The organism is Cohnella thailandensis, assembly GCF_014212135.1.
In the GTDB taxonomy this organism is placed as follows: Bacteria; Bacillota; Bacilli; order Paenibacillales; family Paenibacillaceae; genus Cohnella; species Cohnella thailandensis.
The window spans coordinates 211924-236267 of the sequence record NZ_JACJVQ010000014.1; the positions used below are offsets into that span (position 1 = coordinate 211924).

A 24344-nucleotide genomic window follows, 5' to 3' on the forward strand; every position below is an offset into this window, starting at 1 on the left:
GGAGGAACGACATGCTACGCGCGATGATCGTTGAAGACGAGCTTCCGACCTTGGAGCTCATGGAGAGACTGATCGGCAGGCATCCGGCGTTCGAGGTGGCGGGGGCTTTCGCGAATCCGCTCGAGGCGCTGGACCGTTTCGGGGAATTGAAGCCCGATGTGGCTTTTCTCGACGTCGAGATGCCCAAGATGGGAGGTCTCGCTTTGGCGGATAAGCTTATGGAGCTGGACGACGGGCTTCAGGTGGTGTTCACGACGGCGTACCCCGGCTATGCGGTAGACGCTTTTCGGGTGAACGCGGCGGATTATTTGGTGAAGCCCGTGCTGCTGGAGGATCTGGAGAGGGTCGTGCCCCGGGTCGTCCGGAACCGCAGCCTGCATGCCGCCTTGCGCCAGCCCGCCGAGGCCGGGGAACCGCCCGTGCGATGCTTGGGAACGTTCGAGACGCGAACGGCGGAAGGCAGCCTCGTCAATTGGCCGACCCGGAAGACGGAGGAGCTGTTCGGCTACCTGCTGGCCCACCCGAACCGACTGACGGGCAAGTGGCAGTTGGCCGACCTGCTGTGGCCGGACGTGGAGGAGAGCCGCTCTCTGCACAACCTGCACAATACGATCTACCGGCTTAAGAAAACGCTCAAGGATGCGGGGCTCAAAGCGGAGCTCACCCATACGAACGAAGGCTATCTCTTCGCGATGCCCCCCTCCGATTCGGATCTGGGCAGGCTTCGGGTTTGCCTGTCGGGCGTCTCCAAGCTGGACGGAACGAACGTCTCGGAGGCGGAGGAACGGTTCCGTTCCGTCAAGGGAGCTTTGTTCGGCGGCAAGGATTATGCCTGGTGCGCGGGGGCCTCCGCGGAGGTCTCCTCTCTCTATAGGACGCTTGCGCGAATGCTGACCGATTGGCACCGGGAGCGTGGGGATGCCGCTTCGGCGAAGGAGCTCCTTAGAGCGTACCTGGAACAAGCGCCGCTGGACGAGGAGATGCACAAGGAGCTGCTTCGTCTCTATGCGGAGGATGGGGAAACGGGGCTGTTCCGGCGGCAATACGAATCCTATGAGCGGATTTTGGAGGACGAGCTCGGTATCGAGCCTCCGGAGGAAATACGGCAGTTGGCGCAAAGGATGAAGCGAGAGAGGGAGAGAGACGGAGAATGAGGACGAACGAGTACTATTTGCCGACGGAATGGCGAGTGAAAGGCAGCATAAGGGAGATCTACGAGATCTGTTCGGACTTTTACGACTACCAGCGGTGGTGGCCGGAAGTCTATCTGAACATCCGCAAGGAACGCATCGACGAGGAAACGGGCAACCAAGTTTACGCTCTTCTCACGAGAGGCAAGCTTCCCTATAAGCTGAGATGGAATTCCTGCAAGACGTCGGAGGACGCTCCCCGTTCGGTGTCGCTGAAGGCTTCCGGCGACCTCGCCGGACGCGGCACGTGGTCCTTCGAGCAGGACGGCGAATACGTGAAAATCCGCTTCGACTGGTACGTGAATGCCGAGAAGCCGGTCCTGAAATACCTGTCTTGGCTGATGAAGCCGATTTTCCGCTCGAATCATTATTGGGCCATGGGCAAGGGGCTGGACAGCTTGGAGCGGGAGCTGGAACGGCGACGCGCTGCGGCGTTGAATCAAGGATGAGCTTTACCTGTGCAAATACAATCGATTGGTTGGAGCGCCTGATTTCGGGTGCTCTTCTTTTTTTGCGGCAGCGGATTTGGGAGAGATTTGAGAGAAGGGCTTGCTATTCTTCGACATAGGAAAATCAGGATGCCGAAGGAGAGTCGAGCGATGAACGGAATGGGCAAAAATCGATACGCGAGGAGGCTGCGTCGGAGACGAACGCTGCTGATCGCATTGGCTTGGGTCATGGCGGCGACGCTAGCGGCATATGCGGGGCCGAGCAGGGCGAGCGCCGCGGTGGGCAATGCTACTTTCGTCAGCTCCACCCCGGCGGACGGGGCTTACGTGAATCAATTTTCCAGGTTGGAAGCTGCTTGGTCGGACCCTCTGGGGGACGAGTTCCATAATGGCGGATACTTGTTGCGCCGTGTCAATGATGGAAAATATATGCAATTCAGCACCGATCCGAACGAGGTATGGAACGGCAACGCGGATTCATGGCTCACTCTGCGGATCGACACCGGAGGAAGGTACCACTTGGATTTGGAACCGTGGCAGCACGAGCCTCTGCAGCAGGACGGGGCTTACGAGATCACCTTTTTCGCCAACGATTACGACGGGATCACTGAGAACTCGAATTTTCATACGATCCGGTTCACCTTGGATAGGATTGCGCCCGGCCTATCGAATGCGGTCATTAACAAGGAATACTTGACTTTCGATTTGTCGGAACAGCCTGACGGCAAGAGCTGGCAGACGACGGACTTCGACGTTCGCGTGAACGACGTTTCGGTTCCGCTTGAATACGTGGCACCGGACTCGAATTCGAATTCGGACATGATCTCAATAAAATTGATCACAGCCGTAACGAAGGAGGATGCGGTCACGGTCGCTTATGCGGGATCTTCTTTCGCGGATGCCGCGGGGAATTCCGTGATAACGGATCCCGTCTCCGCGAGCAATGTGACGCCCGGCAGCTTTCAGGAGCCGCCGGCCATGCCATTTCGGATGCAGGCGGGCTATACCCTGAAGGCTGGAGAGCCTATCGTGCGGTTCACGCCTTCGTCGAGCGGAGCGACCGAGATTCTGTTTACGCCGCCGAACGAGCCCGGCAACCCCCCGACGGTGAATACGGCCGCTATTAGAAAAACGGACTTCGTCCTTAGGGATCTCGTCAGCGAGGAGGCATTTATTCCGGCAACAGCGTGGGGAACGAACGATGCGGAAATTAACGTTTATCGGATTTATTGGGGGCTGCCTTTGGGCGTCACTTTACAAAAGGGGCATACGTACGAATTAGCCTTCTCGGACACGGCTGGAGGCAACGAATTGACGCTGCCTCTTAACCCGACGACCGAGGCAAGCGCTTATTTCTCCTTGGAGCATTCGGCGGTGCTCATGGACGAGTATTCTTTTGCGGATCTGGGGATTCCGGCCGCTCCTCCTGTCGACAAGTCGAGATTGACCGATACTGTCAACGACGCCCAAGCGGAACATGACGCGGCCGAGGAAGGCGAAGCGCACGGTCAATATACGGCCGACTCGAAGGCTGCGCTGCAAACGGCGATCGACGAGGCGGCAGCGATTTTGGACGATGGGGGCGCAACGCAGGAGGAAGTGGACGCGGCGGCTGCGGAGCTGGAGGAAGCGCTGGAAGAGTTCTTCTCCAAAATGGTGGTCGTGGATACGTCCTCGCTTGAGGAGGCGATCGATGAAGCCCAAGCTTTGTACGATGCGGCGGTAGAAGGACCCGGGGACGGGCATTTCCCGGAAGGGGCGAAGGAAGAGCTTCAAACGGCGATCTTGGCGGCATGGGGGGTACTGGATAGCCGGGAATCGACGCAAGCGCAGGTGGATGCGGCTTCCTCGGATTTAGGATTAGCCATCGCCGCTTTTGAATCGCAAAGGATCGTTGTAGATAAGACTCAACTGACGAACGCGATCAATGAAGCGCAAGACGAACACGATGCTGCCGTAGAAGGCGAGGCGAACGGCCAGTACGCGGCAGGTGCGAAGGCTGCGCTGCAAGAGGTTATCAACGCGGCGAGAGTGGCGTTCAACTATGCGGGTTCGACGCAAGCGGAAGTAGACGAAGCTCTGGCGGATTTGGAGGACGCGCTGGCCGAGTTCTATTCCAAGCGGGTAATCGTGGACTTCTCGGAGTTGCGAACATGGATCGGTACCGCGCAAGCGAAATATGCTGCGGCAGTCGAAGGCGAGGCGAACGGCCAATATGCGGCAGGGGCGAAGGCTGACCTGCAAGCGGCGATCAACGCTGCTCAAGATGTGTTGGACGATACGGGAGCGACTCAAGCAGAAGTGAATGCTGCTCTAACCGCATTGGAAGAAGCCATCGCCGCATTCGAAGCAAAAAAGGTCGCCGTGAATCTGACAGAGCTGACGAACGCAATCCGTGAAGCACAAGACGAACACGACGCGGCCGAGGAAGGCGAAGCGAATGGCCAGTACGCAGTCGGTGCTAGGGCTGATTTGCGAGCGGCGATCGACGCTGCTCAAGATGTGTTGGATGATGCAGGAGCAACTCAGGCGGAGGTAGACGAAGCGCTGTCGGCTCTGGAAGCTGCGCTGGTCGAGTTTTACTCCCGAGTAGTAGTCGTGAATACATCGACGCTCGAGGAGGCGGTTGAAGAAGCGCAATCGTTGTTCGATGCAGCGGTAGAAGGATCCGGGAACGGACAATTTCCTGAAGGAACGAAGGAAGAGCTTCGGGCGGCGATCTTAGCGGCATGGGCTGTATTGGACAGCCGGGAATCGACCCAAGCGCAAGTGGATGCGGCGGTCACGGATTTGCGGTTAGCCATCGCCGCTTTTGAATCGAAGCAGATCGTCGTAGAGAAAAATCAACTGACGAACGCAATCCGTGAAGCACAAGACGAACACGATGCAGCTGTAGAAGGCGAAGCGAACGGCCAATACGCGACAGGTGCAAAGGCTGCGCTGCAAGAGGCGATCGACGCTGCTCAAGATGTGTTGGACGACGCAGGAGCAACTCAAGCGAAGGTAGACGAAGCGGTGTCGGCTCTGGAGGCTGCGTTGGCCGAGTTCTATTCCAAGCAGGTGTTCGTGGATACATCTTCGCTCGAGGACAAGGTTGAAGAAGCGCAATCTTTGTTCGATGCAGCGGTAGAAGGAACAGGGAACGGCCAATTTCCTGAAGGAACGAAGGAAGAGCTTCGAGCAGCGATCTTGGCCGCATGGGCTGTTCTGGATCGCAGGGATTCGACGCAAGCGCAGGTGGATGCGGCTGTCACGGATTTGAGGTTAGCCATCGCCGCTTTTGAATCGAAGCAGATCGTCGTAGAGAAGTATCAACTGACGAACGCAATCCGTGAAGCACAAGACGAACACGATGCGGCCGAGGAAGGCGAAGCGAACGGCCAATACGCAGTCGGTGCTAAGGCTGATTTGCAAGCGGCGATCAACGCTGCCCAAGATGTGTTGGACGATACGGGGGCGACTCAAGCGAAGGTAGACGAAGCGGTGTCGGCTCTGGAGGCTGCTCTCGACGAGTTTTACTCCCGAGTAATAGTCGTGAATACATCGACGCTCGAGGCGGCGGTTGAAGAAGCGCAATCTTTGTTCGATGCAGCTGTAGAAGGATCCGGGAACGGCCAGTACCCGGAGGAAGCGAAGAGAGAACTGCATACGGCGATCTTGGCCGCATGGGCTGTATTGGACAGCCGGGAATCGACGCAAGCGCAAGTGAATGCGGCTGTTTCGAATCTGGAGCAAGCGGTCGCTCTGTTCGAATCGAAACGGGTTGTCGTAGACCTGACCGCGCTGACGAATGCCGCACATGAAGCCCAAGCGGAACATGACGCCGCAGTGGAAGGCGAAGCGAACGGCCAGTACACTGCAGGCGCTAAAGCCGCGTTGCAAGCTTCGATCGACAAAGCGGCGGCCCTCTTGGACGATCCGGGAGCGACACAAGCGGAAGTAGACGAAGCCGTAACGATCCTTCAAGAAGCATTAACGGCATTTCACGCTAAGAAAGTGAACGTGGACTTCTTCGAGCTTCGGACTTTGATCGAATCCGCGCAAGCGAAGCATGACGCGGCGCTCGAAGGGACGGCGAACGGTCAATACGAAGCCGGTGCTAAAGCTGCGTTGCAAGCGGCAATCGATGACGCGGCAACCGTCAAGGATCGAGCCGACTCAACGCAAGCGCAAGCGGCTGCCGCAGTCGCCGCATTGAAGGCTGCGCTCGACGCCTTCGAGGCGAAGAAAGTGACCGTCAGCGTTACTCCCGGCGGAGGCGGTGGGGGCGTCAGCATTCCAGCTAGCTCGGCGACTTATACCTTGGAGGTGTCCCTAGGCCAAGGAGTAATGGGGCAGTTGCTCGTTAAACAAACGAAAAACTCCGACGGCAGCATCAAAGACTCGCTCGAGCTGACGGACAACTTTATCGAACTTGCGGCCAAACGGTTGCAAGAAGCAGGACAGCAACGTTTAACGATCGAACTGACCGATAAGCTGACGGCAGCAAGCGATTACGCATTCCAATTATCTTCCCAAGCATCGGCTTGGTTGGAGGCGGCAGGAATCGCGCTGGATATTCGTACGCCGGCGGCGAACGTGCTTGTCCCTTCTGCATCGGTTCCAGGATCGAATGCTCCTCTGACGATAGAGATCTCTACCGTTCAAGACCTTTCCGATCAAGCGGCTATTGAGCAGCGGGCGGAACGTTCGGCTGAAGTGCGGAACAAGGCCGGAAATGGCGAAGTGTCGCTGATCGGAAGACCGGTTCGGATCGTTACGAATCTGAAAGGGATCCCTCTTACGATCGGGATGCCGCTTACAGGGCAGACGGGTACGGACGACATTGGCCTTTACATGGAGTTAGAGGACGGGACGGTACAGCTTGTTCAAGGACTTGGGTCGGAACTCCTTCCGTCTGCTTCCGGCACGTTCGCGATCGTCAACATCGCGGGATGGTCGGATATCGGCAAAGCGCAAGAAGCGGAATGGACGCTGCAAAGCCTTCCTTATATGTCCGGCTATGCGGGAGGTCTGTTTAAGCCGAACGCGAACGTGACCCGAGCGGAGATGGCGGCGATTTTATCCCGAATTATTACCGGAAAAGCGGCAAGCGAGACGTTCTCCTTCACGGACGTTCCGGCTTGGGCGAGCGATGCGATCCGATTGGTGGCCGGTCTAGGGATCATGAGCGGCTCGCCGAATGGGAATTTCCGTTCGGACAAGCCGATCACGCGAGCGGAGATGGCGACGATTCTGTCCAGGCTGCTGCCGTACGCGGCTGTCGATAACGAACCGGCATCGGCTTCGGCAGGCTTCACCGATACGGCGGGCCATTGGGCGGAGGCTTTGATCCGACAGGCTCAAGCGGCTGGCTTCATGAAAGGTTTCGCGGACGGCTCCTTTAAGCCGAATCAAGCGCTTAGCCGCGCGGAAACGGTCGCCATTCTGAACAAGCTGATCGGTCTAACGGCCGGAAGCGGCGAAGCGCCTCTGTATACGGATGTGCCGCAGGCCCATTGGGCATATAAGGATATCCAGGCTGCTGCCAGAAGCTAATTTTTCTATATTAAGAGACCGTTCCTGTGATCGTAGGACGGTCTCTTATCATGTAACGGAAATGAGAGACCTTATTTGGAGCAAATCTGCCTCTTCTGAATTCTAACGGAAGTGGCAGCCCTTATTTTGGGAAGAATGACCACAATCGAGGCTTATAATCAGGAATAGCGTCTCTCATTTCCGTTACAATTCAAAGAAGCTCTTTTTTGACTAAATAACGGCACTCATTTCCGTTAGCTGTAGTTGCGGACCAAATTCCTGAGCTTACGACCTCCGCGTTGCCATAAGCCATTATATGACGGTCGACGGATCGGATTCCGGAGATCGATAATATATATAGGTAGAAACTCGACAGAAATCCGCTGAGCCTTAATGCTCGGCGGATGATTCTTTTCCGGGGGATCCGCTGTATCTCCATTACCACTATTTACCGATCGATCTAGGCTAAGAGACAGAGATCCAAAGTATGTGCCATTCCCGAGCGATACCCGGATGACCGCGTTTTCCTCTCATTTTTCTCATGCATGTCAGGTTTGGCTTCTCATTTTCGAGAATGGGCTGAGGAATCCCTCAGAATGTAAGCGCTTCGAAAACCGATTTCTTCGATGGGATTTCTAAAATCTTAATAAAACTCATCGATCTCGCCGGCGGTGCTTCTGAGACATAGGTCCCATACAGATATCTTCTATATAGGAAGAAACGCGAAAATTGGAACGGATGGATACTCCTCCTTTTTGTACGGAATTATGACATCCGGCAGGACTGAGATGGATAAAGTTGGGAAAATTTACTGAAAACCCAAGTTGTTGCCATGACCAAGGACTCAACTGCTCTTATCTAAGTACCACTCGTTAAATCGGTACTCCCGGAGTATGGGCATGTCGATTTCGGCAGGGTATGTTGAAAATAGCCACCATTTTCAGAAATGAGGGAAAATGAGGAGTAGATTGGAGTATTCTCATAATTTGCGCGGGAAGGGTGATGAACGGAATGGCTATTCAGGGTGAGTTGCAGTTCGAACCTTATGTTCTCTTTGAGGAGCGAAACCGAATCGCAGAAGAACTTCATGACCGAATTTGTCCGCATCTGTTCGGAATCGCCTGTGCGGTTCATTCCGTCGAGCAGGAATGGAGCGCTTTGTCGGAAGAGCAGAAGCTGGAGCAGCTGCGGGAGATCCAAGCCGCCGCCGCGACGGCTTCCCGCGAGATGCGGGCCACGATATACGATCTGAGCGCCCAGGAGCACGGGGGCTCGTCTTGGCTTCGCAGCATGGAATCGCTATTGACCAGCTTGTCCAAGCTTAACGGCGTCCGGATTCCGTTCCGCGGTCCCGATTCCGACTGCCGCTTGTCTGTTCATCATCGGAAAGCCCTATACAGAATCACCGCCGAGGCGGTCGGCAACGCGATACGCCATGGCGCCAGCAGCGAGGTGGACGTCAAGCTGACGATCCTGCGCTCTTCCGTTATGCTTCGAATCTCGGACAACGGGAAGGGCTTCGATGCCTGCTCTCGTAAGCCCGGACGCAAGGATTCCGGTTTCGGGCTGCGCAACATGAAGCTGCTGGCTTCTTCGCTTGGAGGAACCCTGCAGATCTTCAGCCAACCGGAGAGCGGCACGCGCATAGTCGTTCGTCTTCCTCTGGCCGGCCGGCAAGAGGATCAAGGCCAAACTTTAAAGAACGGGTGATTGCATGAGAATCGTCATCGTGGATGACCATCCTCTGGTTCGTAACGGACTCAGAGCCATACTCGACAAAGAAGAGGGAATGGAGCTGATCGGCGAAGCCGAGTCGATGCGCGAGGCGGTATCGTTGATCGAGAAGACGAAGCCGGACGTGGCCGTCGTCGATATTAAGCTGGGCGGAGAGTCCGGTTATGATCTGGTGAAGAGACTGCGGCACCTGCCATGCGCGTTCATGATGCTGACCTCTTCGGCATTGGAGAACGATATTCGCATGGCGCAGGAGAGCGGAGCGTCCGGTTACGTGCTCAAGGAAGCTCCGCCGGAGGAGCTGCTTCTGGCGATCAAGATGATCGGCAAGGGACGCAGCTACTTCGACCAGAGTCTCTTGGGCAACCTGCTGCGCAAAGACCCGGACGATCCGATCGAGAAGCTGACTCCGAAGGAGAGAGAGGTACTCAGCGCTCTTGGGGAAGGCTTGTCGAACGGAGCCATGGCGCGCAAGCTCGTGATCAGCGAGTTTACGGTCAAGAAGCATGTCAGCCGTATTTTCCAGAAGCTGAATTTGAACGATCGCACGCAGGCCGCCCTGTTCGCGCAGGCGCAGGGGATCGGCAGCTATTCGCTGCCGGATAAGCAAGAGGATGGTTCCGGCGTCTCGTATGGCACTAAAGTAGAATAGCGATACCTCCAACGCGGCAGGGTGATGGCTTCTGAAGAAGAAGCAAAATCATCCTGCCGCGTAATAGTTTTGCGACGCTTTGTCGCTTTAGAATTTAATTAACGGAGCCGACGCGGCAAACGTTAAGCGGATTTTCTGTAATTAATCAGAATATTGCGACGGGAATTAGCCATTGCGAAAAACGAATTCAGCATCGGAGGAAACGGTTTGGAGATTCAAAGGTATTGGAGCGTAGTCCGGAAGAGACTATGGCTGATCGCCTTGCTCGCGATCATCGGTTGTACGTCGGTCGGCTATTACACCAGTCACCATGTCAGACCCGATTATCAAGCCGTAACGAAGCTGATGGTGTACCAGAAAGAAGCCTCGAGCGATGCTCCGTCGGTTCTCGACCCTGGCGCGATCAATTCCAGCATCCAGTTGATCAAAACCTACAAGCAGCTGATCCTCACCCCGCGGGTTCTGAACCAAGTCGCCGCGCAATACCCCGAGCTTCGCACGACGGCCGGAGAACTCGCCGCCAAGCTCGGCATCTCCTCCGTAAGCGAGACCCAGATCATGACCGTCATCGTGTCGGACGAATCCTACCCGCGAGCGGCCCAGATGGCCAACGCCGTATCCAAGGTGTTCCAAGAGCAGGTGCGCGAGCTGATGAATCTCGACAACGTGTCCGTTATCGATTGGGCCGACCCCTCGGAGACCAGGCAGCCGCCTTCGCCGCCGACCGTCAAGAACGTCGCGATCGTATTCGTGCTCATGACGATGATCGGCATCGGACTTGCCTTCCTGCTGGAGCATCTCGACGATTCGGTCAAGAGCGAGCGGGACGTTCGGGAGAGATTGGACATGCCGCTGCTCGCGGATGTTCCGAGAATCGAGCGGAGGGATCTAAGGAGCCGGGACAATCGCTCCCACACGACGATGACGCCAAGGAGGAACCCAAATGTCACGATGGATGCGTAACCGAGGGCTGATCACGAGCCGCAATCCGAAATCCAAAGCTGCCGAGAGCTATCGCAGGCTGCGGACCAACATCGAGATTCTGGGAAGGGACGGAGCCCTGAAGACCATCGCGGTCGTCTCCGCGGAGTCGGGCGAAGGGAGAAGCACCACCTCCGCCAACATCGCGGTCGCCTATTCGCAGGCCAATCGCAAGGTTCTGCTGCTGGACTCGGACTTGCGGTCGCCGACGCTGCACCAAATCTTCGAGCTTCGCAACGACAAGGGATTGAGCTCCGTGCTGGCGGGCCAAAGCGGGATTCGCGAGGTTGCCCAGAAGACGGAGATCGACAATCTCGAAGTGGTGTGCGCGGGACCCGTGCCTTCGAATCCTTCGGAGCTGCTCGAATCCGAAGCGATGACCGCGCTGCTGGAATCCGCGAAGAAGGATTTCGACATCGTCATCCTCGATACGGCCGCCATGAGGAGCACGTCGGACGCGCTCATCGTAGCCGATAAATGCGACGGCGCCGTGCTCGTCATCCGCCGGGGCAAAACGAAATTGGAGGCGGCCGCCAAGGCGAAGGATACGCTGAAGGCGAGCCGGACCCGAATGGTCGGAGCGATCTTCAATCAGATCGGCCGCTAAGGCTTAACGACTCCCGAACGGGAAGGAAATGTCTCCTGCTCCTTTATCACCGGAGGCACTCGGCCATGCTGTGGGTCCTTAGGGCCTTAGACGTTCATCGTCAAGGGTGTGGCGAGAGGTTGGGTTCGATGCCCATTTTTTTGAATGGTCATGAATGGGTTTTAACAGACACAGATGGGGTGAGAGCGAATGAAAAAAGTGAGAAAAGCCATTATTCCCGCGGCCGGACTCGGTACCCGGTTCTTGCCGGCGACCAAGGCCATGCCGAAGGAAATGCTGCCGATCGTCGACAAGCCGACGATCCAGTACATCGTGGAGGAAGCGATCGAGTCCGGAATCGAGGACATCATCGTCGTTACGGGCAAGGGCAAACGGGCGATCGAAGATCACTTTGACATCGCCTTCGAGCTCGAGCAGACGCTGGAGGAGAAGGGCAAGCTCGACATTCTGGACAAGGTGCGCAAGTCGTCCAACGTCGAGATCCACTACATCCGGCAGAAGGAAGCCAAAGGGCTTGGCCACGCCGTATGGTGCGCCCGCAACTTTATCGGCAACGAGCCGTTCGCCGTGCTGCTGGGCGACGACATCGTTCAGTCCGACACTCCTTGCACCGGCCAGCTGATCAAGCAATACGAGAATACCGGCAAGTCGGTCATCGGCGTTCAAGCGGTCGGAACGGATCAGACGAGCCGCTACGGCATCCTCGATCCGTACGAGAAGAGCGGCCGTCTCTACAAGGTCCGCCGCTTCGTGGAGAAGCCGCCGCAAGGGCAGGCTCCGTCCAATCTGGCCATCATGGGCCGCTACGTGCTGGCGCCCGAGATCTTCGAATTCCTCGGCAGGCACGAGATCGGGGCGGGCGGCGAGATTCAGCTGACCGACGCGATCCAGAAGCTGAACGAGGAGATGGGCGTCTACGCTTACGACTTCGAGGGAATGCGCTACGATGTCGGCGAGAAGCTCGGCTATATCATGACGACGGTCGATTTCGCTCTGCGCAACGAAGAGCTTAAGTATAAGCTCATGACCCAGCTGGAAGAGCTGCTCTGGCGAGAGAAGGTGAGTGAGAGCCATGGCCCTGCGGTATGATCGCGAAATCGTCGCGAGGATGACGGAGTTCGAGAGGAAACGGATTGCCGAGCGCAACGGGGACAACATGGCGTTCTACATGGCCGCGAAACGGGCGATCGACGTCGCCGGCGCCTCGGCCGGAATCCTGCTTCTCTCCCCCGTCCTCGCCGCCGTCGCTCTCCTGATCAAGCTGGACGATCCGAAATCCCCCGTGCTGTTCGGGCAGACCCGGATCGGGAAGAACGGAGTCCCGTTCCGAATCTTCAAGTTCCGCACGATGGTGCCGGACGCGGAGAAGAAGCTCGCGGAGCTTATCTCCCGGAACGAGGTCGAAGGCGCGATGTTCAAGATGAAGGACGATCCCCGCGTCACGCGCGTCGGCAAGTTCCTTCGCAAAACGAGCCTCGACGAGCTCCCGCAGCTGTTTAACGTCCTGAGAGGGGAAATGTCGCTGGTCGGTCCCCGGCCGCCGGTGCCGAGGGAGGTGGAGGAGTACACGGAATACGACAAGCTTCGCCTGACCGTCGTTCAAGGCTGCACGGGCTTGTGGCAGGTGAACGGCCGCAGCAACCTCAGCTTCGAGCAGATGGTGGAGCTAGACCTGCAATACATTCGGCAAAGAAGCATTCGGGGGGATCTGAAGATTATTTTCCGTACCTTCAAGCTGCTGCTTGGAGCCAAGGACGCATATTAACCGAAGGGGTGGCGAAGGATGAACAAAATCGTCTTTATAACGAATCGGCTCCCCTTCCCCGGAACGGACGGCCGCAAAAACATGCTGCTCCAGTACATCCGGGAAATGAAGGAAATCCATCCGGACAGCGAGATTATCAATCTCTCCTTCGTGGATGATCCGAAGTATCTTAAGCGGCAGCCGCCGGAGCTAAGCCGAGTGGTGGAGCTCAAGCTGCCGGGCATGGCGGAGAAGCTGTACAACGTGATCGTTCATTCCATTCTCCGCCGGAAATGGCCGATTCAAGTATCCGCCTACTACAGCAGGAAGACGCACCGGCAGATCCGCGAGTTCATGAAGGAGGAGAAGCCGGACTTCGTCCTGTACGATATGGTCCGGGTGGCCGAATACTTGTCGGAAGGGACGGGGCGCCAGGTGCTCAGCTACGACGACCTGCTCTCTCTGCGATATCGTCGCCAGCTCGACTGGTTCCACTACATTCCTTCCGTGCTAGGAGGCTTCGCGGACAAGCTGCCGGGAGCCTTGAAACGGTTCGCCGATCTGAAGTTCGTCCAGAAATGGCTCATCTCCTACGAGAGCAAGCTGCTCGCCTCCTACGAGAAAACAGTAGCTCCCCGCTTCGATCATCTGATCTTTACGTCCCCCGCCGAGGCCCAGCTTTTCCGCCAAGAAACCCGCCACGAATCGTGCCACGGAATTCCGATGAAGGTCGAGCCCGAATCCCAGACGAGAGGCTCCAGGCAGTACGACAACAACAAGCTTGTCTTCGTGGGCAAGATGGACATTCCGCACAACTGCTCCGCCGCCGTCTACTTCTGCGAGAAGGTCTGGCCGCGAATCAAGCGCCAGATGCCGACCGCCGTCTTCTACATCGTCGGCAAAAATCCGACCGCCGAGGTGCGGCGCCTGCAGGACAACTATCCGGGCGTTATCGTCACCGGAGAGGTGGACGACGTGAAGCAGGTCGTCGGGGATTCCGCCGTGATGGTCGCGCCGCTGCTGTTCGGCACGGGCATCAAGACGAAAATCCTGGAGGCGATGGCATGGGGCGTTCCGGTCGTGACGAACCGGATCGGCAGCGAAGGACTTGACGCGAACCATGGGGAGGAGCTCTTCGTCTGCGAGTCGGAGGACGAGATGGTGAAGGACGTGCTGCTTCTGATGGGCGACAGGGAGATGAACGACAGCATGTCGGGCAATTCGATCCGCTACGTGACGCGCCGCTTCAGCGGCTCCGCCACCCGCAGCAACATGGAGCTGATCTTATCGTAACGACCGAACGCGCAGAGCGAAGGGACGCCGTCCGTTGGATGATCGTCGCTCTGTTCCTGTTCTCGCTGGCGGTCATCACTTACGATAGCCTGCCCTACATCCCGTTCTCGGTGTACCGTCCCCTGGCCATGTTCCCGATGCTCGCCGCGTCCGCGCTGCTTCTGCTGACCGATTTTCGGTTCAAGCCGGCGGACATGCTGCTTACGATCTTCGCCGCATACAGCGTCGGACATTCCCTGCTCGTCTCCATAACGGGCGGGGATACGGGAAGCAGCGTCAAGCATGCGATCACTCTGGTCTTCGGGCTGTCCATGTACAGAGTGTCCGTTTATATCGCGGGGGAGGCGAAGCGGGATCCCGTCCTGCGCAAGCAAATCGCCATCGCGCTGACGATCGGCATGGGACTTCCGCTGGCGATCGGCCTTCTGCAGACGCTGGACGCGTACCTGGTACGCAGCGGCTTCTCGATGACCATCACCGGCTTGTTCTCGGAGAAGGTGTACAAAGGACGGATCCAGATGCTGTCGGGAGAACCGTCCTGGGCGGGCATTCATCTCCTGAGCTGCGGGCTGCTGATGCTGTTCCTGTACAAGGAAGGGTTCAAAAAGCTGATGCTTGTCCCGCTTATCGGCTGCGTGCTGCTGCTCGTGCTGTCGTTCTCCGCGTACGCCTACAGCGTGCTCTTTACCGCTTTGCTGATTTACGTGCTGATTGCGAACAAGTATCGCGGGCGGATGCTGCTCGCACTCGCCGCGATTGCGGCGATTATCGGAGTCGGGGTTCCTTTCTTGCTGGAGACGCTCAAGGTAAGCGGCTACTTTACGGATCGGTTCCAATTCGATTTCGCTCATTTGTTGAAGGCGGACAATTCCTTCTTCGTCCGGGTCGTATTCCCGGCAATCGGGTTTATGGAGTTCGGGCAGCATCCGATCTTCGGCGTCGGCGGCGGTTTTTATTACAAAGAGTTCGCGGACTTATTGCTTAAGCATTTCGATTACGGCATGAAGTTCACCGAGGTGAAGCTCCTCGTGGAGCAGAATCCCGATATGGCTACCTCCCGCAACCTGTGGGCGAAGCTGTTCGCGGAAGAAGGCCTGATCGGCGCATTCCTGTTTATAGGGTTCATGGTCGCGGCGCTGCGCAGCTCGCGCAGCAATCCCTACGCCCAGTTCGCGTTCGCGTTATGCGTGTCGCTGGTCATGAACTTCGATTCCTATTCGTTTGTGAACTTCTGGCTGTTGATCGGCTGGATCCGGGGCGGATTCTTCGAAGATCGGCTGGCTGTCCAAGCGGCAGAATGGGATAAGCCAAACGAGAAGGAGTTGAAACGTACCGCATGAGAGTCGTCCTCATCAACAGTCTCTATACGCCGCATATCATCGGCGGAGCGGAGATCTCGACGCAGATTCTGGCGGAAGCGCTGGCGGAAGCGGCCGAGGTCCATGTCCTGACCCTTGGCGGACAGCAAAGGAGGGAGGGCATTACGAGAGAGAAGATCCGAGGCGTTACCGTCCATCGGCTTCCGCACAACAGCCTGTATTGGATCGGCCAGGCGAAGCGCCGTTCGGTGCTTGCCCGCACCGCCCGCAGGCTGACCGATCTGTACAATCCGCTGCAAATCAAGGCGGTGAAGGAGCGGCTCGAGGCCATTCGACCGGACCTGATTCATACGCAGAACCTGTCCGGCTTCGGAGCCGCCGTCTGGACGGCGAACGCCTCGCTCGGCGTGCCGATCGTGCATACGCTGAGGGATTATTCGCTGCTGTCGCCGGTGAGCTCGCCGATCGGAAACCCGGCTCTGGCGCGGCTGTATGCCATGACCTCCTCGGGCTTCAGCCGCAAGGTATCGGCGGTCGTCGGCATCTCTTCGCACATCCTGAAGCGGCATACGGATGCCGGACTGTTCGCGGATGCCGCGGGCCTTGTCATCCCGAACGCGGTGGAAGGAGAGATCTCCGCCGCGGAGCGGGACTTCGAGCGCAAGCCGCTGCGAATCGGCTATTTCGGCCGGATCGAGCCGGAGAAGGGAGTCCGCGAGCTGGTGGAGGCGGCTCTTCCGCTTCCTCCAGCCGTCGTCGAGCGCATCGTCGTTTGCGGGGAAGGCAGCCTGAAGCAAGAGCTGCAGGACCTCTGCCGCGACGATCCTCGATTCGTCTTCCCGGGCAAGGTCAAGCCGGCCGAAGCGAGGAGCCTGATGGCCCGGACGGACGCGAACTTCGTTCCTTCGATTTGGGAGGAGCCGTTCGGCCGGGTCATCATCGAATCCTACCAGGTCGGCACTCCGGTTTACGCTTCCGCGGTGGGAGGCATTCCCGACGCCGTCTGGAACCCGGATGAATTCCTGTTCAAGCCGGGAAGCGCCGCCGCCATCCGGGCCAAGATCCTGGACTTCCACGATCTGTCCGGCGAGGAGAAGCGAAGGATCCAGCAGCAATGCGTTCGGCATTGCCGGAAGTTCACCCAGGCTTCGCTTCTGGAGAAGCATCTGGACCTGTACGGCCGGATGCTGTCCGGCAACCGCGAATTCGCGGCCAGGGCCGTCTACGGGCAGGTGAACTAGATGAGCGAGACCATCGTTTATATGGGTCCGAAGAAGAGCCCTCACAACAAGTATTCGGAGCTGCTGTCCGAATCGATCGAGCGCCGGGGATTGCGCGTCGAGCATTACGACCGCAGGGCGATGTTCAAGCCGAGAAAGGGCGACATCGTCCATTTTCATTGGCCGAGCAATTCGTATACGGCCTCCTCGTTCCCGATGACGGTCGTAAAGTCGATGCTGTTTCTGCTGCTGCTGCTTGCCTATAAGGGCATGGGCGTAAGGCTTTACTGGACGGTCCACAACATCTGGCCCCATACGGGCAAGTCGCGGTGGGACGCGTTCATGCGCAAGCGGATCCTGCGCCTGTGCGACTCGGCGTTCGCGCTGAGCGAATCGGTCCGGCAAGAGGCGGCTTCGGCGTTCGGGATCGGCCAGGACAAGCTGGTGGTCACGCCGCACGGCCATTACGCGGGCGCCTATCCCGTCCAAGGGACGAATATCCGGAAGCGTTTCGGCATCGCGGAGGACCGCTTCCTGTTCCTGTTCGTCGGGAGAATCAATCCCTACAAGGGAGTGGAGCAGCTCGTTGCCGCCTATCGGTCGCTGGGCGCCGAACGCTGCGCCCTGCTGATCGCGGGGCTGCCCGACAAGGGCTACAGCCTCGACTTTATCGACGAGGCGAACGACGGCACGATCAAGGTCCATCCGAGCTTCGTGGACGACGGCGAGCTGGCCGATTACCTTCGGGCCGCCGACGCGGTCGTTCTGCCCTATCGGCAGATCACGACTTCGGGCAGCGCGATTCTGGCTTTGTCCTACAAGCGACCGGTCGTCGCGCCGAGAATCGGCTCGCTCGGAGAATACGTGTCCGAGGGCTGCGGGGTCCTGTACGACCCGGACGATCCGGACGGGCTCCGGCAGGCGCTGCTCGGCTCCATGAGGCTGGATAGGAGAGCAACGGAGGAACGGATGACGGACAAGCTCGGGGAGCTGGATTGGGATCGCATCGCGGAACGGATGGTTCGCGTGTATTCCGGCAAGGCAAGGCAAGAACGCCAAGAGGTGAACGCATGAGAGCGACGGTAGCCATATGCACGCACAATCGGGCTTCAGACCTGCAGGAAGCGCTGCTCAGCCTTCTGCACCAACGCTTCGGCGAACCCTTCGAGGTTCTCGTCGTCGATAACGGCTCCACCGATCGGACCGAGCAGACCGTGCTCGATTTTCAGCGGTCGGTAAGCTTCCCGGTACGGTATCTATACGAGGAACGGCTCGGTCTCTCCGTCGCCCGGAACCGGGCGATCCGCGAGGCGAAAGGCGAGTATATCCTGTTCCTGGACGACGACGCGGTCGCGTCGGGCGATTGGATCGGCGGGATCGTCTCCGTGTTCGACGGCAATCCGAGAATCGGCTGCGTCGGCGGCAAGATCGAGCCCGCTTGGGACGGAGAGGCGCCGTCTTGGCTGCCCCCGGAGAACCGGTCGCTGTACACCATACTCGACTACTCCGACGACATCCGGGAGATGCGCGGCGCGATTCCGTTCGGGGCCAACGTCGCTTTTCGCAGGTCGCTGTTCGACTCCATGGCGATGTTCCGGGAGGACCTCGGCCGGGTGGGCAGCAACCTTCTCTCGAGCGAGGAATCGGAGCTGATCGAACGCATTCGCGCCGAGTTTCTGGTGTATTACACGCCGCACGCTTCGGTTCTGCATAAGATTCACCGAAGCCGGATGAGCCGGAAATGGCTGCTGCGCCGCATTTATTGGCAGGGCGTGAGCAAGGCGGTCAGCTCGAAGAGCAAATCGCGCCTGTTCGCGGAATCGCTTCTGAAGGTGCCGACTTTCGTCCTGCTGTCGATCCCGGTGCTGTACGACAGGCGGCGCCTGTTCCGCAACGTCAGCCGGATCGCCTACAACAACGGCCTGATCAGCGGCATTCTGAAAACCTACCAGTAAAGGAATTAACTCCATGATAAGAACCGTAATCAAGCCGATAGCGCGGGGGCGGGCCCTGAGCGGCAGAGGAGCCCTCTCCGCGATCATGAGAACGAGCGCCGCCAGCACGATCGTCATGCTCGTCAGCATGATCAGTTCGGTCGTGACGGCTCGTTGGTTCGGCGTCGAGGGCAAAGGCGAGTTCTCCGCGATCGTGTTCTGGCCGACGCTCCTGGCCGGAGTGCTCAGCTTCGGGCTGCCGACTTCGCTCATCTACAATCGGAGGTCGAATCCGGAGCAAGGCGCGGACGTCGTTCGGGCGGGCTTCCTGTTCCAGCTGCCCGTCTGCTTGTTGGCGGGGGTCGTCGCTTGGTACGGGCTTCCCGCGTGGATGGGCAACTACTCGGACGGAATCGTCGGCATCGCGCGGTGGTACACCGTGCTCATGCTTCCGATGCTGCTGGCGATCGGGCTGCTGACGGCGCTCGCGCAGAGCATGGAGAACTTCAACCTGTACAACGGGCTGCGGCTGTACGTGCCTCTGAGCAACCTGCTCGGGCTGGCGGCGCTATGGGCGATCGGACGGCTCGATCAAGCCGCCGCCTCGCTGATCTATCTGGGGACGAGCTTGATCGTCTTGGTCTGGTCCTTGTATCGTATGCGAGGAGAGCTGTCCGTCGGCTGGTTCGGGAAGTTCTCGGATCGGGGAGCGGTTAAAAAATTGTTCGGCTACGGCGGCAGGGTATACGGCGTCGAGCTGCTCGGCACTCTGTACGGCCAATGCGACAAGCTGATCGTCCTTGCGCTTCTGTCGCCGAGAGCGTTCGGCCTGTACACGGTCGTGTACACGCTGTCCCGGGTGTTCAACATCGTGCAGACGGCCATCTCTAGCGTCGTGTTCCCCAAGGTGACGGGACAGGAACGGGAGCTGATCCTCTCGAAGGTATGCCGGGCGTTCCGGCTCAGCTTCGCGCTGATGCTCGTCGCCCTCGTTCCCGGGCTGATCGTCGGCCGATGGCTGCTCGGCCTGCTGTACGGGCCGGCGTTCCTGGAATCGAGCGCGGCGTTCGCCCTGCTCTCCCTGGAATGCATCATCGGCGGCGGCTCGTGGATTCTCGCGACCTCGTTCAACGCGATGGGCCGACCCGGCCTGGTGGCCGTCCGGCAAGCGATCGCGCTGGCGATCACGATCGGGATGCTCTTCGCGCTCGCGCCGGCTTTCGGTCTGAACGGCATCGCGCTCGCCATGCTGATCGGCGCATGCGCCCGGCTTGCGATCACGATCGCCGCGATGAAGCTCGTGTTCAAGACGCCGATCTCGGGCGTGTTTTTCGACAAGGGCGATTGGCGCTTCCTTCTGGGGCGCCTGTCGCGCCAAGCCTAAATTGGATTCCGACGGAAGGACGGCAAGGCGAGGATGCAACTAAGAAAAAGAAGGGTAAAGGATTATGGGAAGCATGCCTACCGGCTGTTCCTGGGCGCCTTGTTCCGAAGAAAGACCGATCGCTGCGGCAAGCTGCTGAGAGTAGGCGGGGGAGTGACGGTATCCAAAGCGAAGCGAGCCAAGCTTCGCATCGGGAATTACGTCATCCTGTACCGGAATGCCGGCTTGTACCTGGATTCCGACAACGCCGTTCTCGAGATCGGGGATCACACGTTCCTGAACCGAAGGAGCGAAGTCATGTGCAAGCAGCACGTCAAGATCGGAAGCCACTGCGCCATCTCCTGGGACGTCACCATAACGGATACCGATTACCACGCGCTCGAGGGCGCGGAGACGACGAAGCCCGTCGTCATCGGCGATCACGTGTGGATCGGGTGCCGGGCGACCATCCTCAAGGGGGTCACGATCGGTCCCGGAGCGGTCGTGGCGGCCGGAGCGGTCGTATCCAAGGATGTGCCTGCCGGTACTCTCGTGGCGGGAGTGCCGGCTAAACCGATACGAGAGGGCGTACGCTGGACCCTGTAACGGAACCTAGAATGCAACGCTCGGAGAGGAGATTAACGGATGGAGATCGTACGGAGCGCGCATCCGATGGATGAGCTCAAGCAAAAGCTGAGTCAAATATTGAAGGTGATTCCGCCCGGATCGGACATCTTTTACCTCGATTATCCGGTTCACGCGAACGGCGGCGATCTGCTGATCATGAAGGGAACCGAGGCCTTCTTCAAGGAGCACCGCATTCGGGTTAGGGCCCGGTACAGCGTCTTCGACTTCCCGGACGGGCTGTCCATACCGAAGGGCCATATCCTCGTGCTGCACGGGGGAGGCAACTTCGGCGATCTGTACCCGGCCCATCAGAAGCTGAGGGAGAAGGTCGCGGCAGACTATCCCGGCCACCGGATCGTTATCCTCCCGCAGACGATCTATTACAAGGACGTGCGGGAGTTCGAGAAATCCGCCGACATCCTGAATCGTCATCCGGACATGCATCTGTTCGTCCGGGACACGGTGTCGCTGGACATGGCCAAGGATAAATTCCGGCAGGTGAACGTATATCTGTCGCCGGACATGGCGCATCAGCTCTGGCCGATTCGCAGCCGAACCGCTCCCGGCAAGGAACTGCTTCGCTTCCTTAGGACCGATATCGAGAAGACGGCGGGCCAGGAGAGCCTGGAAGCGGGCCAAGCCGGGGATTTCCTGGACTGGCCGACGCTGTACAGCCGTACGGAGAAAAGGTCGATCCGGCTCTTCTCCGACATGTTAAGGAAAGGCAAAGGCAAGCTTCCCGTGGGTTCGATCTGGAGCAAGTATACCGACAGGCTCGTGAAGAAGGCCGTCGACCGGTTCGGCGACTACCGGGCCGTTCAGACCTCGAGGCTTCACGGCCATATCTTGTCCTGTCTGATGGACAAGCCTAACGTGCTGATCGACAACGCTTACGGCAAGAACGCCAGCTACTACCGCACCTGGACGCAAGGAATCGCGTCCGCGAAGCTGCTGGCGGAGCCGGCGAACAAACAGAGTGGAGGGATGGCATGAGAATCGTTCTATTATCGGGAGGCTCCGGCAAACGATTGTGGCCGCTGTCCAACGATTCCCGTTCGAAGCAGTTTCTGAAGGTGCTCAAGGATCCGCAAGGCAAGCCCGAGTCGATGGTGCAACGGGTGTGGCGCCAGCTCGGCGAAGCCGGGCTGCGGGACCGCGCTTACGTGGCGACGGGCAAAGCCCAGTCGGAGATCCTCTACGGACAGATCGGCAACGATATTCGCCTGATCGCCGAGCCGGAGCGAAGGGACACGTTCCCCGCCATCGCGTTGGCGGCGACCTACCTGTACGCGATGGAAGGGGCTTCCCTGAACGAGACGGTCGTCGTCATGCCGGTCGATCCTTACGTGGACGGAAGCTTCTTCCGCCAGCTAAGCCGTCTCGAAGGAGCTCTTGACGAATCCGCGGCGGATCTGGCCCTCATCGGGGTTCAGCCGACGTATCCGTCCGAGAAGTACGGGTATATCATGCCCGGCGCGGGACATGACGCCGGACTTCCGTACATGAGCGTGAGCGGCTTCCGCGAGAAGCCCTGCCGGGAAGACGCGGAAGAGATGATCCGCCAGGGGGCGCTCTGGAACTGCGGCGTCTTCGCCTTTAAGCTGGACATGCTCATCAACATTCTGATCGCGTACGACCTTCCGATCCATTACGAGGAGATGCTCAAGCGATACGGCTCGCTGCCGAAGATCAGCTTCGACTACGAGGTCGTCGAGAAGGCGAACCGGATCGCGGCGGTGCGTTACGAAGGGGACTGGAAGGACCTCGGAACGTGGAACACGCTGACGGAAGAGATCGACTCCGCACTGATCGGCAAAGGAATCGTCTCCGACCAGACGAGCAACGCGCACGTGATCAACGAGCTGGAGATTCCCGTCGCGGTGCTCGGCTTGTCCGACGTCATCGTGGCGGCCAGCCCGGACGGCATCCTCGTCGCCGACAAGGCGCTGAGCCCGCTGGTCAAGGACATGCTTAAAGCCTCGGACCAGCGTCCGATGTACGAGGAACGGCGCTGGGGACGCTACCGGGTGCTCGATTACCGGCGATACCCGGACGGCAAGGAGGTTCTGACCAAATGGATCTTCATCGCGGCCGGACGCAACCTCAGCTATCAATACCATAACCTTCGGGACGAGGTTTGGACGGTCGTATCCGGAAGCGGCACCGTCATCTTGAACGAGCGCAAGCTTGCCTTATCCGCCGGCGACGTGTTCATCGTGCCGAAGGAGAGCAGGCACAGCGTGCGGGCGGATACGGACCTGGAGATCATCGAGGTGCAGACCGGAGAGCTGCTCATCGAAGAGGATATCGTCCGGCTGGAGCTGCAATGGCCCGAGATCGTCCAACTTTGCCCGGCATCGGAGGGATCCTATTGAATATCGCGGTTATCGGTACCGGCTACGTCGGACTCGTATCGGGCATTTGCTATGCCGAGCTGGGCAATACGGTGATCTGCGTCGACAAAGACCCGTTCAAAATCTCGACCTTGCAGAACGGCGGAATTCCGATCTACGAGCCGGGCCTCGAGGAGCTGTCGGCCAAGAACGTCGCCGCGGGACGCTTAAGCTACACGAGCGACCTGCAGGCGGCCGTCCGCGAGGCCGAGCTCGTCATCATCGCGGTCGGAACGCCTCCGCTTCCTAGCGGCGAGGCCGATCTCGCTTATATCGACGCGGCCGCCCTGGAGATCGCGGAGGCGCTGCCGGCGGGCGCGATCGTCGCCGTGAAGAGCACCGTCCCGGTAGGCACGAACGAGCGCGTGCGGGATCTGATCCGAAGCCGGACGGACGCGCCGTTTAGCAGCGTCTCGCTGCCGGAGTTCCTGCGGGAAGGCTCGGCCATCCGCGATACGATGGAGCCGGACCGGGTCGTGATCGGCTCGGAGTCCCGCGAAGCGGCCGAGAAGGTCGCGGAGCTTCACAGGCCGCTGACGGACAAGATCATGATCACGGACCTGCGCAGCGCGGAGCTCTTGAAATACGCGTCCAACGCTTTTCTGGCCACGAAAATCTCGCTGATCAACGAGATCGCGAACATCTGCGAGAAGGTGGGCGCGGACGTGACCCAAGTCGCCGAAGGGATGGGCTTCGACCGGAGAATCGGCCCGGCGTTCCTTCAGGCGGGAATCGGCTACGGCGGTTCCTGCTTCCCGAAGGACACGCGCGCGCTCATCCAGATCGCCGGCCATGTCGAGTACGACTTCAAGCTGCTCCGGTCGGTCGTCGAGGTGAACCGCGAGCAGCGCTTCAACGTCATCCGGAAGCTGGAGACGATCTTCGGCGGGGAGCTTCGCGGGAAGACGGTCGCGGTCTGGGGCCTCAGCTTCAAGCCGAACACCGACGACGTCCGCGAGTCTCCCGCTCTCGAGATCATGCGCCATCTGGTCGACGTAGGCGTTCATGTTCGGGCATACGACCCGGTCGCGACGCCGAACTTCCGGAGCGCGTTCGGGGACAAGGGAGTCGTCTGGTGCGAAGGGGCCTTGGAAGCCGCGGCCGGTGCGGACGCCTTATGCCTGCTGACGGAATGGGAGGAATTCGCCGGGGCGGATCTGCGGCAGCTTCAGTCGGTCATGAGCCGGCCGATTCTGATCGACGGCCGCAACGTGTTCCGGGAAGAGGACTTGGCGGGAACGGCATTCATCTACTATTCCATCGGCCGTCCGAGCCTGAATCAGGGAGTCAGGGAGAAGATTCCGATCCTTCAATACTGACG

At 59.0% G+C, this 24344-nt stretch carries 19 protein-coding genes; all 19 read left to right on the forward strand.

Features of this window, described 5'->3' with window-relative positions:
- Nucleotides 1–11 precede the first annotated feature (11 nt).
- Nucleotides 12–1154 carry a response regulator gene (locus tag H7B67_RS16915; protein WP_185121035.1) on the forward strand — a complete coding sequence of 381 codons (1143 nt, stop codon included), beginning with the start codon at nucleotides 12–14 and terminating at the stop codon, nucleotides 1152–1154.
- Nucleotides 1151–1639, forward strand: a complete 489-nt coding sequence (locus H7B67_RS16920; protein WP_185121036.1) for an SRPBCC family protein — start codon at nucleotides 1151–1153, stop codon at nucleotides 1637–1639. The genes H7B67_RS16915 and H7B67_RS16920 overlap by 4 nt, the downstream gene beginning before the upstream one ends.
- 150 nt (nucleotides 1640–1789) lie before the next feature.
- On the forward strand, nucleotides 1790–7177 hold the full coding sequence (locus tag H7B67_RS16925) for an S-layer homology domain-containing protein (protein ID WP_185121037.1): 5388 nt from the start codon (nucleotides 1790–1792) through the stop codon (nucleotides 7175–7177).
- Between the two features lie 990 nt (nucleotides 7178–8167).
- Complete coding sequence (locus H7B67_RS16930; RefSeq protein ID WP_185121038.1) at nucleotides 8168–8866, forward strand: sensor histidine kinase; 699 nt, start codon at nucleotides 8168–8170, stop codon at nucleotides 8864–8866.
- A gap of 4 nt (nucleotides 8867–8870) precedes the next feature.
- A complete protein-coding gene (locus H7B67_RS16935) occupies nucleotides 8871–9542 on the forward strand; it encodes a response regulator (RefSeq protein WP_185121039.1) in 672 nt (223 codons plus the stop codon).
- A 207-nt stretch (nucleotides 9543–9749) separates the two neighbouring features.
- Complete coding sequence (locus H7B67_RS16940; RefSeq protein WP_185121040.1) at nucleotides 9750–10505, forward strand: YveK family protein; 756 nt, start codon at nucleotides 9750–9752, stop codon at nucleotides 10503–10505.
- On the forward strand, nucleotides 10486–11130 hold the full coding sequence (locus H7B67_RS16945; RefSeq protein ID WP_185121041.1) for a CpsD/CapB family tyrosine-protein kinase: 645 nt from the start codon (nucleotides 10486–10488) through the stop codon (nucleotides 11128–11130). The genes H7B67_RS16940 and H7B67_RS16945 overlap by 20 nt, the downstream gene beginning before the upstream one ends.
- Before the next feature lie 189 nt (nucleotides 11131–11319).
- Nucleotides 11320–12219: a UTP--glucose-1-phosphate uridylyltransferase GalU gene (gene galU, locus H7B67_RS16950; protein WP_185121042.1), complete on the forward strand. Its 900-nt coding sequence runs from the start codon at nucleotides 11320–11322 to the stop codon at nucleotides 12217–12219.
- A 19-nt stretch (nucleotides 12220–12238) separates the two neighbouring features.
- The gene (locus H7B67_RS16955; protein WP_185121077.1) at nucleotides 12239–12895 is read left to right on the forward strand and encodes a sugar transferase; all 657 of its coding nucleotides are present in this window, start codon (nucleotides 12239–12241) and stop codon (nucleotides 12893–12895) included.
- Between the two features lie 18 nt (nucleotides 12896–12913).
- The gene (locus tag H7B67_RS16960) at nucleotides 12914–14167 is read left to right on the forward strand and encodes a glycosyltransferase (RefSeq protein WP_185121043.1); all 1254 of its coding nucleotides are present in this window, start codon (nucleotides 12914–12916) and stop codon (nucleotides 14165–14167) included.
- A 38-nt stretch (nucleotides 14168–14205) separates the two neighbouring features.
- Nucleotides 14206–15507 (forward strand): O-antigen ligase family protein, encoded by a 1302-nt coding sequence (locus H7B67_RS16965; RefSeq protein ID WP_185121044.1) that lies wholly within the window; start codon nucleotides 14206–14208, stop codon nucleotides 15505–15507.
- Nucleotides 15504–16727, forward strand: a complete 1224-nt coding sequence (locus tag H7B67_RS16970) for a glycosyltransferase family 4 protein (RefSeq protein WP_185121045.1) — start codon at nucleotides 15504–15506, stop codon at nucleotides 16725–16727. The genes H7B67_RS16965 and H7B67_RS16970 overlap by 4 nt, the downstream gene beginning before the upstream one ends.
- Nucleotides 16728–17780, forward strand: a complete 1053-nt coding sequence (locus tag H7B67_RS16975; protein ID WP_185121046.1) for a glycosyltransferase family 4 protein — start codon at nucleotides 16728–16730, stop codon at nucleotides 17778–17780. It abuts the gene before it with no gap.
- Nucleotides 17777–18661, forward strand: a complete 885-nt coding sequence (locus tag H7B67_RS16980) for a glycosyltransferase (protein WP_185121047.1) — start codon at nucleotides 17777–17779, stop codon at nucleotides 18659–18661. The genes H7B67_RS16975 and H7B67_RS16980 overlap by 4 nt, the downstream gene beginning before the upstream one ends.
- Before the next feature lie 13 nt (nucleotides 18662–18674).
- Nucleotides 18675–20024, forward strand: coding sequence for a lipopolysaccharide biosynthesis protein (locus H7B67_RS16985; protein ID WP_185121048.1), 1350 nt, complete (start codon nucleotides 18675–18677; stop codon nucleotides 20022–20024).
- A gap of 33 nt (nucleotides 20025–20057) precedes the next feature.
- Nucleotides 20058–20609 (forward strand): acyltransferase, encoded by a 552-nt coding sequence (locus H7B67_RS31120; protein WP_185121049.1) that lies wholly within the window; start codon nucleotides 20058–20060, stop codon nucleotides 20607–20609.
- Nucleotides 20610–20648: 39 nt separating this feature from the next.
- Nucleotides 20649–21623 (forward strand): polysaccharide pyruvyl transferase family protein, encoded by a 975-nt coding sequence (locus H7B67_RS16995; RefSeq protein WP_185121050.1) that lies wholly within the window; start codon nucleotides 20649–20651, stop codon nucleotides 21621–21623.
- The gene (locus H7B67_RS17000) at nucleotides 21620–23005 is read left to right on the forward strand and encodes a sugar phosphate nucleotidyltransferase (protein ID WP_185121051.1); all 1386 of its coding nucleotides are present in this window, start codon (nucleotides 21620–21622) and stop codon (nucleotides 23003–23005) included. The genes H7B67_RS16995 and H7B67_RS17000 overlap by 4 nt, the downstream gene beginning before the upstream one ends.
- Nucleotides 23002–24342, forward strand: a complete 1341-nt coding sequence (locus H7B67_RS17005; protein ID WP_185121052.1) for a UDP-glucose dehydrogenase family protein — start codon at nucleotides 23002–23004, stop codon at nucleotides 24340–24342. Before H7B67_RS17000 ends, H7B67_RS17005 begins: the two co-directional genes overlap by 4 nt.
- Nucleotides 24343–24344 lie beyond the last annotated feature (2 nt).